Below are 15,584 nucleotides of genomic sequence, written 5' to 3' on the forward strand. Positions count from 1 at the left end.
GCGGCCGACCGGCGGCTCTCGCCACCCAAAACCGCCGCTACAACACGTTCGCGAAGATCATCCGAAAGAGGTCGCGTCATCCGATGCTGGCCTCCACTCCAGCCAGCATCTTGAATCACAAAACCGACTGATCCGGAATCCCCTTCGATTCCGTCAAATCAGGAACCGCTCTAGCTGCCCTGCTTCTTCAGCGCGGCACCCAAAATATCGCCCAGCGAAGCGCCGGAGTCGGTCGAACCGTATTGGGCGACCGCTTCCTTCTCTTCGGCGATTTCCAGGGCCTTGATCGAGACCTGCAGCTTGCGGGTCTTCTTGTCGAAGGCGATGACGCGGGCGTCGACTTTCTGGCCGACGGTGAAGCGCTCGGGGCGCTGCTCGTCGCGGTCACGGCTGAGATCGGAGCGCTTGATGAAGGTCTCGATGCCGCTGTCGACCAGCCGCACTTCCAGACCGCCATCCTTCACGCCGATAACCTCGCAGGTGACGACTGCGTTCTTGCGCAGTTCGCCTGACGTCGCTGCTTCGCCGACCGTGTCCTTGGCCAGCTGCTTGATGCCGAGCGAGATGCGCTCCTTGTCTATGTCGACGTCGAGCACCTGCGCCTTGACCATGTCGCCGCGATTGTACTCTTCGATCACCTGCTCGCCCGGACGGGTCCAGTCGAGGTCGGAAAGGTGGACCATGCCGTCGACGTCGCCTTCGAGGCCGATGAACAGGCCGAACTCGGTCTTGTTCTTGACCTCGCCCTCAACCTGGCTGCCGACCGGGTGGCTGCGCGCGAAGGCCTCCCACGGGTTCTCCAGCGTCTGCTTGAGGCCGAGCGAGATGCGGCGCTTGGCCGGATCGACTTCGAGCACCACCACGTCGACTTCCTGCGTCGTCGACAGGATCTTGCCGGGATGCACGTTCTTCTTGGTCCACGACATTTCCGAAACGTGGATGAGGCCTTCGATGCCCGGCTCCAGCTCGACGAACGCGCCGTAGTCGGTGATGTTGGTGACGGTACCCTTGATCTTCTTGCCGATCGGGAACTTGGTGCCGATCTCGGACCACGGATCGCTCTCGAGCTGCTTCATGCCGAGCGAGATGCGGTGGGTTTCCTGGTTGATGCGGATGATCTGCACCTTGACCGTCTGGCCAATATTGAGGATTTCGGTCGGATGGTTGACGCGGCGCCATGCCATGTCGGTGACGTGCAGAAGGCCGTCGATGCCGCCGAGGTCGACGAACGCACCATAGTCGGTGATGTTCTTGACGACGCCTTCGACCACCTGGCCTTCTTCGAGGTTCTGCACGATTTCCGAACGCTGTTCGGCGCGGCTTTCCTCGAGCACGGTGCGGCGCGACACCACGATGTTGCCGCGGCGGCGATCCATCTTGAGGATCTCGAAGGGCTGCGGGTTGTGCATCAGCGGCGAGACGTCGCGGATCGGGCGGATGTCGACCTGGCTGCGCGGCAGGAAGGCCACGGCACCGTCGAGGTCGACGGTGAAGCCGCCCTTGACCTGGTTGAAGATGACGCCTTCGACGCGTTCGCCCTTGGTGAACTTCTCTTCGAGACGGACCCAGCTCTCTTCGCGGCGGGCCTTTTCGCGCGACAGCATGGCTTCGCCAAGCGCGTTCTCGATACGCTCGACATAGACCTCGACCGTGTCGCCGACCTTGAGCGTCGTGTCCTTGCCCTTGACGCCGAATTCCTTCAGCGGCACGCGGCCTTCGACCTTGAGGCCGACGTCGATGATGGCCATGTCCTTCTCAATGGCGGTGATGATGCCCTTGACGACCTGGCCTTCGCCGGAATGGCCGGCGGAAAATGATTCTTCGAGCAGGCTCGCGAAATCATCGCGAGTGGGATTTGCAACTGACATAGTTTCTCCTGGAATGCCCCGCAATCTGTCGCGGGGCGGGCGCCGTGGGTTAGCGTTGCGTTGGCCTGCCAGCGTTCCGGGCAAAAAGCCCTTGGCCGCCCTTGAGCGGCAATTCCGGCGCATGAAGAATGCTGGCAGGCTGGTTCATACCCGATATGGGAAGTCTTTTTGTCGCCGGCAATCGGCGGCGGCAGGAAAACCCGGCTCAGGCTTCGTTTCTCTTGGCCAGGACATCGTCGATGATCGCCTGAGCTGCCAGAAACGCGGCTTCTATAGCCATTTCCGACGTGTCGAGCAAGTGCGCATCGGCGGCCGGCTTCAAGGGCGAGTCCATGCGGCCCATGTCGCGCTCGTCGCGGCGCACGATATCGGCAAGGATTTCATCGAAATTAGCGGTGCCGCCGATGCTCTCGATTTCATCCAGCCGCCGCTTTGCCCGCACTTCGGCACTGGCCGTGACATAGAGCTTCACGTCGGCATTGGGACAGACGACAGTGCCGATGTCGCGGCCGTCGAGCACCGCGCCAGGCGGTGTTCTTGCGAATGCACGCTGCTTGTCGACCAGGATGCGCCGTACCGACGGGATGACAGCCACTTTCGAGGCAGCCTCTCCGACGGCGTGTGCCGCCAGCACCGTCCGGTCGAGCTTTGCCAGATCGACCTGCCGGGCCGCGGTTTCAGCGGCCGAAACATTGTCGAGCGGCAGGCCGAGCCGGAGCAGCGCATGCGCCACCGCGCGATAGGTAAGGCCGGTGTCGAGCAGGTTCAGCCGGTAGTGATCGGCGAGTCGCCGAGCGAGGGTGCCTTTGCCGGCGCCGGCAGGTCCGTCGATGGCGATGGTGAAAGTTGAGGTCATTGGCCGCCCACCGGAATCGAAAAGCGCAATGATCCAGATAGGCGTGGCGATCCTTCGCGCCCCCCTCTGTCCTGCCGGACATCTCCCCCACTTGGGGGGAAATCGGCGGCCATCGCGGCTTTCGCCAATTGTCTACGTCGCAGGATTAAGCGGAGCGCCGAAGCTGCCAATCTCTCTCCTTGTGGGGGAGATGTCCGGCAGGACAGAGGGGGGCGCTGTCCCGCCGACGTTCCAGTTTGGCCCCAACCCCCAAGGCTATTGATTGCCATCAAGCTACTCGATCTTCGCGCCGAGCCCCTTCATCAGGCCCATGAACTCCGGAAAACTCGTCGCGATCATCGCCTGGTCGTCGATGGTCACCGGCTTTTCCGTTGCCAGCCCCATAACCAGAAAACTCATGGCGATGCGGTGGTCGAGATGGGTCTGGACGATGGTGCCCTGTCCGTTGGGGTGTTGGCCGAGGCCCTTGCCGCCGGGTTTTCCGCGCACGACAAGCGAGGCCCCGCCTTCGCTGCAATCGACGCCGTTGAGCTTCAGCCCTTCGGCCACTGCCGACAGCCGGTCGGATTCCTTCACGCGCAGCTCTTCCAGGCCAAGCATCAGCGTTTCGCCCTCGGCAAAGCTGGCCGCCACGGCAAGCACCGGATACTCGTCGATCATCGTCGGCGCCCGTTCCGGCGGTACGGTGACGCCTTTCAGCTCGGAATAGCGTACGCGCAGGTCGGCGACGTCCTCGCCACCTTCGTTGCGCGGATCGATTATGTCGATCCAGGCGCCCATTTCCTGCAGCGTCAACAGAAGTCCAATGCGGGTCGGGTTCATCAGCACGTTTTCGATGGTAATGTCCGAACCCGGCACGATCAGCGCCGCCACCAGCGGAAAGCCGGCCGAGGAGGGGTCGCCAGGCACCGCGATCGTCTGCCCCATGAGCTTGCCCTGGCCTTCGATGAAAATGTGGCGCACGCCGCGCTCGTCGGTCTCGACCGACAAATTGGCGCCGAACCCCTTGAGCATTTTTTCGGTATGGTCGCGCGTCATAACCGGCTCGATTACGGTGGTGATGCCCGGCGTGTTCAGCCCGGCCAGCAGCACCGCCGACTTGACCTGCGCCGATGCCATCGGCACGCGGTAGGTGATCGGCGCGGCGTGCTTGGGCCCGTGCAGCGTGATCGGCATGCGGTCGCCGGGCGTCGCCTTCAGCACCTGCACGCCCATCTGGCGGAGCGGTTCGAGCACCCGGCCCATCGGCCGGCCCGACAGCGAGGCGTCGCCGATGAAGGTGGTTTCCATGTCATAGGTGCCGACCAGGCCCATGGTGAGGCGTGAGCCCGTGCCGGCATTGCCGAAATCGAGCGGGCCTTCCGGCTGCAGCAGCGCGCCGTTGCCGGTACCGCGGATCACCCACTCAGCGCCATGCTTCTCGATATGGGCTCCCATGGCCTTCATGGCAGCGCCCGTACGCATCACGTCCTCGCCTTCCAGCAGCCCGGTGATACGGGTTTCGCCGGAGGCCAGGCCACCGAACATGAACGAGCGGTGCGAGATCGACTTGTCGCCCGGCACCCGTGCCGCGCCTGAAAGGCCAGATGATTTGCGGGCGGTGGCCTGCTTCGGGGCGGCAGTGTGCGACATGGTTCTTTCCTGGAAACGCCGGCGGCCGGCCATTTTCTGCTGGTTTGCGGGGTCTCCTATCATGGCGTACCGAAATGGTCATCCCCTTGGTATGAAGGCCTTCGAATTCAAGCTTTTTGGGACGCCGGCTTTTCGCTTTGACAGCGCCGTAAACTCTGGTTAAGGGGACCAAACTTTCATCGACGAGGCTTGCTGTGGCAAAACCCGAACTTGGCACCAAACGCATCGACCCGGAGACGGGTCGAAAATTCTATGACTTGAACAAGGACCCGATCGTCTCGCCTTACACGGGCAAGAGCTATCCGCGCTCCTATTTCGAAGAAGGCAAGATCGCCGCCCTCGAGGAGGAAGAGGAAGTTGCCGAGAAGGAAGTGGACGCCGAGGAGGAAGAGGGCGTCGAGGTCGTCTCGCTCGAAGAGGCGGACGAGGACGCGAAGGCCGACGAGCTTCCCGATCTCGGCGATGACGAAGACGACGTTGACCTTGGCGATGACGAGGATGACACGTTCCTCGCCGACGAGGAGGAAGAAGACGACGACGTTGCCGACATGATCGGCGTCGGCGAAGACGACGACGAAGTCTGAGCGAACCGCATTCGCCGGCTTTCGCGGCGCTGCCTAGAAAAAGCGGTTCTTGAAGGCTTGATATTGACTGAAGGCGGGGTTAGAAGCCGCCTTCACTAACGGCGCGGTCTAGAACCCGCGCCGGATCTCTTCGCCGGAAACGGCGCCGGTGAACTGCCGGAGTGGGGCCATAGCTCAGTTGGGAGAGCGCTTGAATGGCATTCAAGAGGTCGTCGGTTCGATTCCGATTGGCTCCACCAGTTCTCTCCGCGAAAATCAGCAGAACGCCCGCCCGTCCGGGCTGGCCGCCGCCTATCGCTGAACCCAGCTGAGACTAGTGTAATCGGCCGCTCTACTTGGGCTCGCCGATCCATTCAGAAGTAATGAGCCCGTGCCCGGTCTGTGCATGTTTCTGGCTGTGGTTTGAACCGCGAGCACCGGTCTGGACCAGGCAGCGGGCTGAAATGACGGCTGAGCAAAACGCCGTTACTTGTTGCAGTTCTGCATATCCGACGTCATGGCGCCGCTGGGGGTATTGTTGTCGGTATCGCTGCTCGCCGTATCCTTACAGCGGTCCTCCATACCGTTTGTCTGCGGCGTGGTGGCGCTCGTTGCGTTCGGATCGATCGTGTTCGGGGTAGTTGCGCTGCCAGTCCCGGTGTTGCCGCCGGAAGTGCTTGTGTTGACGCCGGTATTGGGGTCGTTACCGGTCCCGGAGCCCATGGATTGTGCCATGGCAGATGTGGCCAGGCCGATAGCAAGTAGGGATGCAGAGAGAATTTTCATCATCTTAGTGTCTCCATCGAGTTGCATCGCTCTATCGCGATCTATACCAACGAGAGTTTTTTCGAGATGTTCCGTTGGGCAGAAATATTGATCGATACAATCATTATGGATCTTTGTTGCTCGTCGTTTCGTGAATGCGGCTGCGAAATTCCTGCCGCATAGCGGCAATTTCGTCTGGAACCAAATCGAGCATGCCGCGTTCTTGCGCTTGCGGGGAGTTGTGTCGGCCGCAGGGGACAGTTTCACCAGGACATTTAAGAAATCCGTGAGCTGGGAGGGGCGCTGTGAGCGTGCTTGCATCCACAAGGCAATTGGACCACCGTCAAATACTGAACGCGCTGAAGGCTTTTCGGAGCGGTGACTTCTCCGTTCGCATCGACAATATCTATTCTGGCCTCGATTCGGAGATCGCCGACACCTTCAACGAAATCGTCGAGCTCAACGATCAGGTCACGCGCGAGTTTGAGCGCCTCAGCAAGGTCGTTGGCAAGGATGGCCGGATCGGCGAACGCGGCCGTGTCCGCAACGCCACCGGCAGCTGGGAATCGAGCGTCCGTTCCGTCAACGATCTGATCGAGGACATGGTTCAGCCGACGGCCGAAGTGGCGCGCGTCATCGGCGCGGTGGCCAAGGGTGACCTGTCGCAGACGATGATGGTCGAAATCGACGGCCGGCAGTTGCGCGGCGAGTTTCTGCGCATCGGCAAGATCGTCAACACCATGGTCGGGCAACTGGCCTCCTTCGCCTCGGAAGTGACGCGCGTGGCGCGCGAGGTCGGCACCGAGGGCAAGCTCGGCGGCCAGGCCCGCGTGAAAGGCGTGGCCGGGACCTGGAAGGACCTGACCGACAACGTCAACGCGATGGCGACGAACCTGACCGGGCAGGTGCGCAACATCGCCGAGGTGACGACCGCCGTCGCTTCCGGCGACCTGTCGAAGAAGATTACCGTCGACGTGAAAGGCGAAATCCTCGAACTCAAGAACACTATCAACACGATGGTCGACCAGCTCAATTCCTTCGCCTCGGAAGTGACGCGCGTCGCGCGCGAAGTCGGTACAGAAGGCAAGCTCGGCGGCCAGGCGCGCGTCGAAGGTGTCGGCGGCACCTGGAAGGACCTGACCGACAACGTCAACCTGATGGCCGAGAACCTGACCGGCCAGGTGCGCAATATAGCCGAGGTGACGACGGCTGTGGCGCTGGGCGACCTGTCGAAGAAGATCACCGTCGACGTCAAGGGCGAGATCCTCGAGCTGAAATCGACTATCAACACCATGGTCGACCAGCTGAATTCATTTGCCGGCGAGGTGACGCGCGTCGCCCGCGAGGTCGGCACCGAGGGCAAGCTCGGCGGCCAGGCGCAGGTGCGCGGCGTCGCCGGCACCTGGAAGGACCTGACCGACAACGTCAATTCGATGGCCGAGAACCTGACCGGCCAGGTCCGCAACATCGCCGAGGTGACGACCGCCGTCGCTTCGGGCGACTTGTCGAAGAAGATCACCGTCGCCGTGCAGGGCGAAATCCTCGAGCTCAAGGACACCATCAACACGATGGTCGATCAATTGAACTCCTTCGCCTCCGAAGTGACGCGCGTCGCCCGCGAGGTCGGCACCGAGGGCAAGCTCGGCGGCCAGGCCGAAGTGAAGGGCGTCGGCGGCACCTGGAAGGACCTGACCGATAACGTCAACCTGATGGCCGCCAACCTGACCGGCCAGGTCCGCAATATCGCCGAGGTGACGACCGCCGTTGCCCGCGGCGACCTGTCGAAGAAAATCACCGTCGACGTCAAGGGCGAAATCCTCGAGCTCAAGGACACCGTCAACACGATGGTCGATCAGCTCAATTCCTTCGCCTCGGAAGTGACGCGTGTGGCGCGCGAAGTGGGGTCGGAAGGCAAGCTCGGCGGCCAGGCGCATGTCGAGGGCGTCGGCGGCACCTGGAAGGACCTGACCGACAACGTCAATGCCATGGCCGGCAATCTGACAGTGCAGTTGCGCGACGTGTCCAAGGTGGCGACGGCAATTGCGACCGGCGACCTGACCCAGAAGATCACCGTCGATGCATTGGGCGAGATCCTGCAGATCAAGGACGTCATCAACACGATGGTCGACCAGCTGAATTCCTTCGCCTCCGAGGTGACGCGCGTGGCGCGCGAAGTCGGTTCCGACGGCAAGCTCGGCGGCCAGGCGCAGGTGCGCGGCGTTGCCGGCACCTGGAAAGATTTGACCGACAACGTCAATGCGATGGCTGCCAACCTCACCGGCCAGGTGCGCAACATCGCCGAGGTGACGACTGCGGTGGCGCTGGGCGACCTGTCGAAGAAGATCACGGTCGATGTGCGCGGCGAGATCCTCGAGCTCAAGGACACCATCAATACGATGGTCGACCAGCTGAATTCCTTTGCCTCGGAGGTGACGCGCGTTGCGCGCGAGGTCGGCACTGAAGGCAAGCTCGGCGGCCAGGCGCAGGTGCGCGGCGTTGCCGGCACCTGGAAGGATCTGACCGATAATGTGAATTCAATGGCCGAGAACCTGACCGGCCAGGTCCGCAACATCGCCGAGGTGACCACCGCTGTGGCGCGCGGCGACCTGTCGAAGAAGATCACCGTCGACGTCAAGGGCGAGATCCTGGAGCTGAAATCGACGATCAACACCATGGTCGACCAGCTGAACTCCTTTGCCGGCGAAGTGACGCGTGTCGCCCGCGAGGTCGGCACCGAGGGCAAGCTCGGCGGCCAGGCGCGGGTCGAGGGCGTTGCCGGCACCTGGAAGGACCTGACCGACAACGTCAATCTAATGGCGACGAACCTGACCAACCAGGTGCGCGGCATCGCCGATGTCGTGACCGCGGTCGCGCAAGGCAATCTCAAGCGCAAGCTGACGGTCGATGCCAAGGGCGAGATCGCCTCGCTCGCCGACACCATCAACGGCATGATCGAGACGCTGGCGACCTTCGCCGACCAGGTGACCAACGTCGCCCGCGAAGTGGGCATCGAAGGCAAGCTCGGCGGCCAGGCCCGGGTGCCCGGCGCTGCCGGCCTTTGGCGCGACCTGACCGACAACGTCAATCAGCTCGCGGCCAACCTGACCACTCAGGTGCGCGCCATCGCCGAGGTGTCGACGGCGGTGACCAAGGGCGATCTGACCCGCTCGATCAGCGTCCAGGCCTCCGGCGAGGTGGCGGCGCTGAAAGACAACATCAACGAGATGATCCGCAATTTGAAGGACCAGACGCTGAAGAATGCCGAGCAGGACTGGCTGAAGACCAATCTCGCCCGCTTCTCGCGCATGCTGCAGGGCGAGCGCGACCTGGCCACGATCTCGCGCCTCATCATGTCCGAACTCGCCCCGCTGGTGAATGCGCAATATGGCGTGTTCTACGTGACCAACCGCGACGAGGATGAATTCTATCTGGAGCTCGCCGCCTCCTATGGCGCCGAAAGCAAGGCGGAGATCAAGCAACGCCTCGATCTGCGCGAAGGCCTTGTCGGGCAGAGTGCCGCCGACAAGCGCGCCATCATGCTGGACAATGTGCCGCCGAATTTCCTGCGCGTTACCTCCGGCCTTGGCAATGCCGCGCCGGCGAACGTGATCATTCTTCCGGCTCTGTTCGAAGACGAGGTGAAGGCCGTCATCGAACTCGCCTCGTTCAGCGAATTCCGCGACACGCACCAGTCGTTCCTCAACCAGCTGATGGAATCCGTCGGCATCGTTCTCAACACCATCGCCGCCACCATGCGCACCGAAGGCCTGCTCAAGCAGTCGCAGCTGCTGACCTCGGAATTGCAGGCGCGTCAGACCGAACTGACCAAGAAGCAGGAGGAGCTGCACGCCACCAATGAGGAGCTGCAGGAAAAGGCGCAGCTGCTCGAGAACGAAAAGAAGCAGGTGGAGAACAAGAACCTGGAAATCGAGATGGCGCGGCGGGCGCTGGAGGAGAAGGCCGAGCAGCTGGCGCTTACCTCGAAATACAAGTCGGAATTCCTCGCCAATATGAGCCACGAACTGCGCACGCCGCTGAACTCGCTGCTCATCCTTTCAAACCTGCTCGCAACCAACCAGCAGGGCAATCTCAACGACAAGCAGGTCGAGTTCGCGCGCACCATCAATTCGGCCGGCACCGACCTCTTGAGCCTCATCAACGACATCCTCGACCTGTCGAAGATCGAATCGGGCACCGTCTCGATCGATATCAACGATATGCCCGTGGTGCATCTTCGCCAGCATATGGAGCGAACCTTCCGGCAGCTGGCGACCGACAAGGGACTTGGCTTCACCATCAATGTCGACCCCGAGCTGCCGGAGACCGTCCGCACCGACGAGAAGCGCTTGCAGCAGATCGTGCTCAACCTTTTGTCGAACGCCTTCAAGTTCACCTCGCAAGGCGAGGTCCGCTTGAATTTCCGGGCCGAAAAGACGGGCCGTCACAACGGTTCGGCGCAACCGATGGAGGCGCTCGCGATCGTGGTCAGCGATACCGGCATCGGTATTCCGCAAGACAAGCAGAAGCTAATTTTCGAGGCCTTCCAGCAGGCCGACGGCACCACAAGCCGCAAATATGGCGGCACCGGGCTTGGGCTCTCGATCAGCCGGGAGATTGCCCGGCTGCTCGGCGGCGAATTGCGGGTCGAGAGCACGCCGGGCAAGGGTTCGACGTTCACTCTGGTCATTCCATTCGACGGACCCCGGATGGCCTTGGCCCCGCAAGCGGCGTTGCTGCCGGCGATGGAGGTGGCCGCGACGACAGCGCAGCCGAGCCCGCCGTCCTCCGAATTGCTCGATGACCGCGACACGATCTCGTCGGAAGATCGGGTCGTGCTGATCGTCGAGGACGACCCGACCTTCGGCGGTTTGCTGCTCGGCCTTGCACGTTCGGCCGGGCTGAAAGGCGTCCTGTCGACCGCAGGCTCCGGCACGCTGGCTTTGGCACGCAAGCTGGTTCCCGACGCGATTACGCTCGATCTCGGACTATCGGATATCGACGGCTGGGTGTTGTTCGATCTGCTTCGCCATGACCCGAAAACCAAGGACATTCCCGTTCATGTCATCTCGGGCGCCGAAGACATCGAGGTGCTTGCCCGCAAGGGTGCATCCAGCATTTCAACCAAGCCCGTATCGTCGGACGAACTGATGAAGGTCTTCCAGGATATTCATTCCAGAAAGCTCCGCGTCCAGAGCCGCGTCCTGATTGCCGATCCCGATCCCGAGCGCCGCCTTTCGCTGATCGAGGCGATCCGCGACGGCGTCACCTCGGTTACGGCGATCGGCCGCGTCGCGGCGAATGCGGACGAAATCGGCATCGCCAACTATGATGCCGTTGTGCTCGGCTTTGGCCGCTCGGCCAAGGACAACGCCCAGATGCTGGATGAGATTGCCGTCCTGTTCGGGCAGTCGGTGTCGCGACTGCTGTTCTTTGCGCCTCATCCGGAAGCGCTGCAACAGTCGCTCGCCTTGCATCCGGCATTGGCGGATGTTCCGCGGGCGGAGAATTTCGCGCAGCTGGCTCTCCTGATGTCGGCAACACTCCCCGGGCGAGGCCACGAAAACGATGGTGCGGCAGCCGAACAGCCGGACAAATTCGACCTCGCCGGCGCAAAGGTCCTCATCGTCGACGACGACATCCGCAACATCTATTCGCTTACCAGCGTTCTCGAGACCTATGACATCCAGGTGCTGCATGCGGAGCGCGGCCGGGAAGGTATCGCGCTTCTGGAGCAGAGCCCGGACATCGATGCGGCACTGATCGATATCATGATGCCGGAAATGGATGGCTACGAGACGATGCGGCAGATCCGCAGCATGCCGGAGATCGCCCATATCCCGTTGATCTCGGTCACAGCCAAGGCAATGAAGGGCGACCGGCAGAAGTGCCTCGACGCCGGCGCCTCCGACTACATCGCCAAGCCTGTCGACCTCGATCTGCTGTTGGCATTGCTGCGTGTCTGGATCGGCCGTTCGCGATCCCGTGTCCATGGTCCGGAAAAGACGCTCATGGCAGTGAACTGACGGCCGCTCGATGCAGAAGCTGTCGAGAAGCGGAGCAAGGAAACTGGAGGTCATGGCGCCGGCAGCGGGGCCGGCAAAGGCGCGCATCCTGGCCGTGGATGACGACGAGCGCAATCTGCTGGCGATCGGCGAGGTTCTGACCCCTATCGGTGAAGTCGTCTGCGTGCAGTCGGGCGAAGAGGCGTTGCGCGCACTGCTGAAGGAGGATTTCGCAGTCATCCTGCTGGATGTGCTGATGCCCCGGCTGGATGGCTACGAGACCGCGGGATTGATCCGCCAGCGCGAGCAATCCAGGCGAACGCCGATAATTTTTCTCACCGCCATCAACAAGGAAGACGCGCACATGCTGCGCGGCTACGACGCCGGCGCGGTGGATTACGTGTTCAAGCCTTTCGACCCGGCCATGCTGCGTTCCAAGGTTACCGTGTTCGTCGAACTTCATGAGAAGACGCTCGAAATCCAGCAAAAGGCGGCTGCCGAGCAACGGCTGCTGGCCCAGGCACTGCAGGCGCAGAAGGAAAAGCTCGAGGCCGAGCGGGCGCTGCGCAGCGCACAGGAGCGGCAGCATGCCATTTTGAGCTCTCTTCCGGTCTGCTTCCACGCAAGGGCGGCGGAGCCGCCGTTCGGCGCCAGCTTTGTCACCGAAGGGGTCGAACGCCTGACCGGCTTTCCTGCGGAACGGCTGACCGCCGATCCAGGCTTCGGCCTGAGCCGCGTTCATCCCGACGATCTGCCGAGAGTGAGGGAGGTCCTGCTCGCAGCCAAGGCCACCGGCTCCTACACCTGCGAATTCCGCTGGCAATGCGCCGACGGCAATTACCGGATTTTTCTCGACCAGGGCGTCCTGTCGAATGGCTCCGACGGCCGGAAGCCTGAGATCCTCGGCACATTGCTGGACGTTACCGAGCGGCGCGAGCTTGAGGACCAGCTGCTGCAGTCGCAGCGCCTCGACGCGATCGGCAAGCTTACCGGTGGCCTGGCGCATGATTTCAACAATCTGCTTGCCGCAATTCTCAGCGGATTGGGATTGCTCGAGCGCCATGCCGAGTTCGACGGACAGACCAGGCAGGTTCTGGAACTGACACGCCGGTCGGCAAAACAAGGCGCCGAGCTCGTTAACCGCATGCTTGCCTTCTCGCGCCGCCAGACGCTGAGGCCGCAGGCCGTGCGCCTCGCCGCGCTCGGCGATACAATGAACGGGTTGGTGGCCCCGGTCCTGGGCGGCCTGATCCGTTTCGATTGGCTTGTCGACGACACTGTGTGGCCGGCGCATGTCGATGCCAGCCAGCTGGAGCTCGCGCTGATGAACCTGGTCTTCAACGCGCGCGATGCCATGCCGTCCGGCGGCACGATAATCGTGGAGGCGCAAGATCGAACGCTAGGCAGTGCAGCCGAGGATATTTCGGCGGGCGACTATGTCGTGGTCACGGTCAAGGACACGGGCTCGGGCATACCGGCTGACATTCTCGCCAAGGTCGTCGAACCGTTCTTCACCACAAAACCGGTCGGCAAAGGCACTGGCCTCGGTCTGAGCACGGTGCATGGTTTCGTCGAGCAATCGGGCGGCACGCTTCGCATTGAAAGCACCGTCGGCAGTGGAACATCCGTCCAGCTCTGGCTGCCGCGTTCAATCGAGCGTCCGGTCGAAATCCCCGAGAAATCCGATGCCGACGACAGCGTCGTGAATGCCGGCGAGGACTATCCATCGGTCCTGCTGATCGACGACAGCAACGTACTGAGGGAACTGACGGCGCAATCGCTTCGCCAACATGGCTTTGCGGTTACCTGTGCCGGGGGCGGTGCCGAAGCGCTGGCGATGATCGAGCGGGCGCCGTACGATTTCGATGTCATCGTCACCGATTTTGCCATGCCGCTCGTCTCGGGCCTGGAGGTCATTCGGTTCGCCCGCAATCTGCGGTCCGATTGGCCGGCGGTGATGATAACGGGATATGCCGACGCCGACGCGATCGCCGACCGGCCCCCCGACGTGCCGCTGCTCGGCAAACCGCTGCGCGAAAAGGACCTGATGGAGAGCATTCTTGCGGCGGCCGCGCGCGCCGGCTCGCAGAAAGCCAGGCAGGCCCAGCCGGTGAAAGGCGGGTACCGGTTTTCGACCTGAAGAGACAAGCCTCATCGAATCGAAACGGTACGTTCCGTATCCTCGATCGTCCGCGACATCCAGCCTGTGCGCAACACGGAGCGCCGGCCCATGGCGCGCTCGACGGGCTGTGATGCGGTTGATAAGCCCTCTCCGCAAGGAGAGTCGAGACATGACTGTTGCGATCGAGATGGGCCAGACGAGCGCAGGCGCCCCGGCGGCGCTGGATCTTGAGGAACTGCTGGCGACGCGCCTTCTGGTGCAGGGCAATTCGGGCTCCGGCAAATCCCATCTGCTGCGCCGGCTCTTGGAGCAGAGCGCGCCCTGGGTGCAGCAGACCATCATCGACCCCGAAGGCGACTTCGTGACGCTGGGCGACCGCTTCGGCCACCTAGTGATCGATGCCGAGGAGCATACCGAGCGCGGCCTGCAGAGCGCCGGCGAGCGGGCGCGCATCCACCGCGTCTCCACGGTGCTCAATCTCGAGGGGCTCGACGCCGAGAACCAGATGCGGCGCGCCGCCGCCTTCCTCGGCGGGCTTTTCGAGGTCGCCCGCGACCACTGGTATCCGATGCTGGTGGTGGTGGACGAGGCGCAGCTGTTCGCACCGGCGGTGGCCGGCGAGGTTTCGGACGAGGCGCGCAAACTCTCGCTCGGCGCCATGACCAATTTGATGTGCCGCGGCCGCAAACGCGGGCTGGCCGGCATCATCGCCACCCAGCGGCTGGCCAAGCTCGCCAAGAACGTCGCCGCCGAGGCTTCCAATTTCCTCATGGGCCGGACTTTTCTCGATATCGACATGGCGCGCGCCGCCGATCTTCTCGGCATGGAGCGGCGCCAGGCCGAGGCCTTTCGCGACCTCGAGCGCGGGCAATTCATGGCGCTCGGCCCGGCGCTGTCGCGCCGTCCGCTCGGCTTGCGCATCGGCCCGACCGATACCAGTCCGCGCAATGCGACCCCGCGCCTGATGCCGCTGCCGGAATCGGCGTTGGAGGATGCCCGCGCGATCATCCTGGCGGCGCCGCCGCCCGAAACCGTCCGGCCGCAGCGCCGCTCGTCGCCGGATCTGCTCGATCAGCTGATGGCGGCGAAGTCGGCGGCGCTGGAAATCCGCCCCGAAGCGGTGGAGCCGCCGATCAGCGCCGAGGATTTGGCGGAGCGGCGCGAGCGCGTCGACCGGGTGCTGCGCGCCGTGCTGGCGCAACCCGATGCCGGCTTCCGGGTCATCGGCGTGCTTTATCAGGAGTTCGTGGTCCGCTGCCGCATCGAGGGCCTCGCCTCGGTCGTGCCGGACCTGCCCGAGTTCCGCCGCATGCTGACCCGCGCCCGCGCCGGCCTCGGCTCCGACATGGCAGGCGACGACGCCTGGCAGGACGTCTCGGCGCGCGCCTCGCTGCTGCCCGAGGACATGCAAGGCGTGTTCATGATGATCGCTCGCGCCGCCAAGGAGGGCTGGCCCTGCCCGAGCGACGCGGCAATCGCCCGCGCCTATGGCTCACATTCGCTGCGCCGCGCCCGTCGCCTGCTGAGCTATATCGAGGAGCAGGGGCTGATCGTCTGCCAGCTCGACGGGGTCGGACGGCGGACAGTGACGCTGGTGGAGCTGGCCTGGGCGACGGCGCCGGGCGATCCGAACGCGGAGGAGGCGGAGCAGGGGAGGGTGGCTGTTTGATTGGGGTGGTTTAGGCCAAAACTGACGTTACTCAACATCAGCAAAGCGCCATATCCGGACCTTGCCAGTGATGCCGTGAATGTTAAGTCTCGGCTCCGATGCGGACG

Annotated in this window: 8 protein-coding genes and 1 tRNA gene; 5 read left to right on the forward strand and 4 right to left on the reverse strand. The window is 63.1% G+C overall.

The window, feature by feature from the left end:
- Positions 1 to 170 precede the first annotated feature (170 nt).
- The 3 genes from rpsA to aroA form a co-directional block, all read right to left on the reverse strand.
- Complete coding sequence (gene rpsA, locus NKJ55_RS01840) at positions 171 to 1,868, reverse strand: 30S ribosomal protein S1 (protein WP_023676278.1); 1,698 nt, start codon at positions 1,866 to 1,868, stop codon at positions 171 to 173.
- A gap of 205 nt (positions 1,869 to 2,073) precedes the next feature.
- Positions 2,074 to 2,724, reverse strand: a complete 651-nt coding sequence (cmk, locus tag NKJ55_RS01845) for a (d)CMP kinase (RefSeq protein WP_352448426.1) — start codon at positions 2,722 to 2,724, stop codon at positions 2,074 to 2,076.
- Between the two features lie 273 nt (positions 2,725 to 2,997).
- Complete coding sequence (gene aroA / locus NKJ55_RS01850; protein WP_352448427.1) at positions 2,998 to 4,356, reverse strand: 3-phosphoshikimate 1-carboxyvinyltransferase; 1,359 nt, start codon at positions 4,354 to 4,356, stop codon at positions 2,998 to 3,000.
- A 194-nt stretch (positions 4,357 to 4,550) separates the two neighbouring features.
- On the opposite strand from aroA, the gene NKJ55_RS01855 reads away from it, so the two are divergent.
- Positions 4,551 to 4,940 (forward strand): TIGR02300 family protein, encoded by a 390-nt coding sequence (locus tag NKJ55_RS01855; RefSeq protein WP_023676282.1) that lies wholly within the window; start codon positions 4,551 to 4,553, stop codon positions 4,938 to 4,940.
- Positions 4,941 to 5,103: 163 nt separating this feature from the next.
- Positions 5,104 to 5,179, forward strand: a tRNA-Ala gene (locus NKJ55_RS01860).
- Between the two features lie 226 nt (positions 5,180 to 5,405).
- Here NKJ55_RS01860 and NKJ55_RS01865 read toward each other — a convergent pair.
- Positions 5,406 to 5,708: a hypothetical protein gene (locus NKJ55_RS01865; RefSeq protein ID WP_352448428.1), complete on the reverse strand. Its 303-nt coding sequence runs from the start codon at positions 5,706 to 5,708 to the stop codon at positions 5,406 to 5,408.
- A 287-nt stretch (positions 5,709 to 5,995) separates the two neighbouring features.
- Here NKJ55_RS01865 and NKJ55_RS01870 point away from each other — a divergent pair, with 287 nt between their 5' ends.
- The 3 genes from NKJ55_RS01870 to NKJ55_RS01880 all read left to right on the forward strand — a co-directional run bounded on the left by NKJ55_RS01870 (position 5,996) and on the right by NKJ55_RS01880 (position 15,477).
- Positions 5,996 to 11,707 (forward strand): HAMP domain-containing protein, encoded by a 5,712-nt coding sequence (locus NKJ55_RS01870; protein WP_352448670.1) that lies wholly within the window; start codon positions 5,996 to 5,998, stop codon positions 11,705 to 11,707.
- Positions 11,708 to 11,759: 52 nt separating this feature from the next.
- A complete protein-coding gene (locus NKJ55_RS01875; protein ID WP_352448429.1) occupies positions 11,760 to 13,826 on the forward strand; it encodes a PAS domain-containing hybrid sensor histidine kinase/response regulator in 2,067 nt (688 codons plus the stop codon).
- A gap of 151 nt (positions 13,827 to 13,977) precedes the next feature.
- Positions 13,978 to 15,477, forward strand: coding sequence for a helicase HerA domain-containing protein (locus NKJ55_RS01880; RefSeq protein WP_352448430.1), 1,500 nt, complete (start codon positions 13,978 to 13,980; stop codon positions 15,475 to 15,477).
- Positions 15,478 to 15,584: the final 107 nt, after the last annotated feature.

Source organism: Mesorhizobium sp. M0106 (assembly GCF_040322715.1).
Classification (GTDB): Bacteria; Pseudomonadota; Alphaproteobacteria; order Rhizobiales; family Rhizobiaceae; genus Mesorhizobium.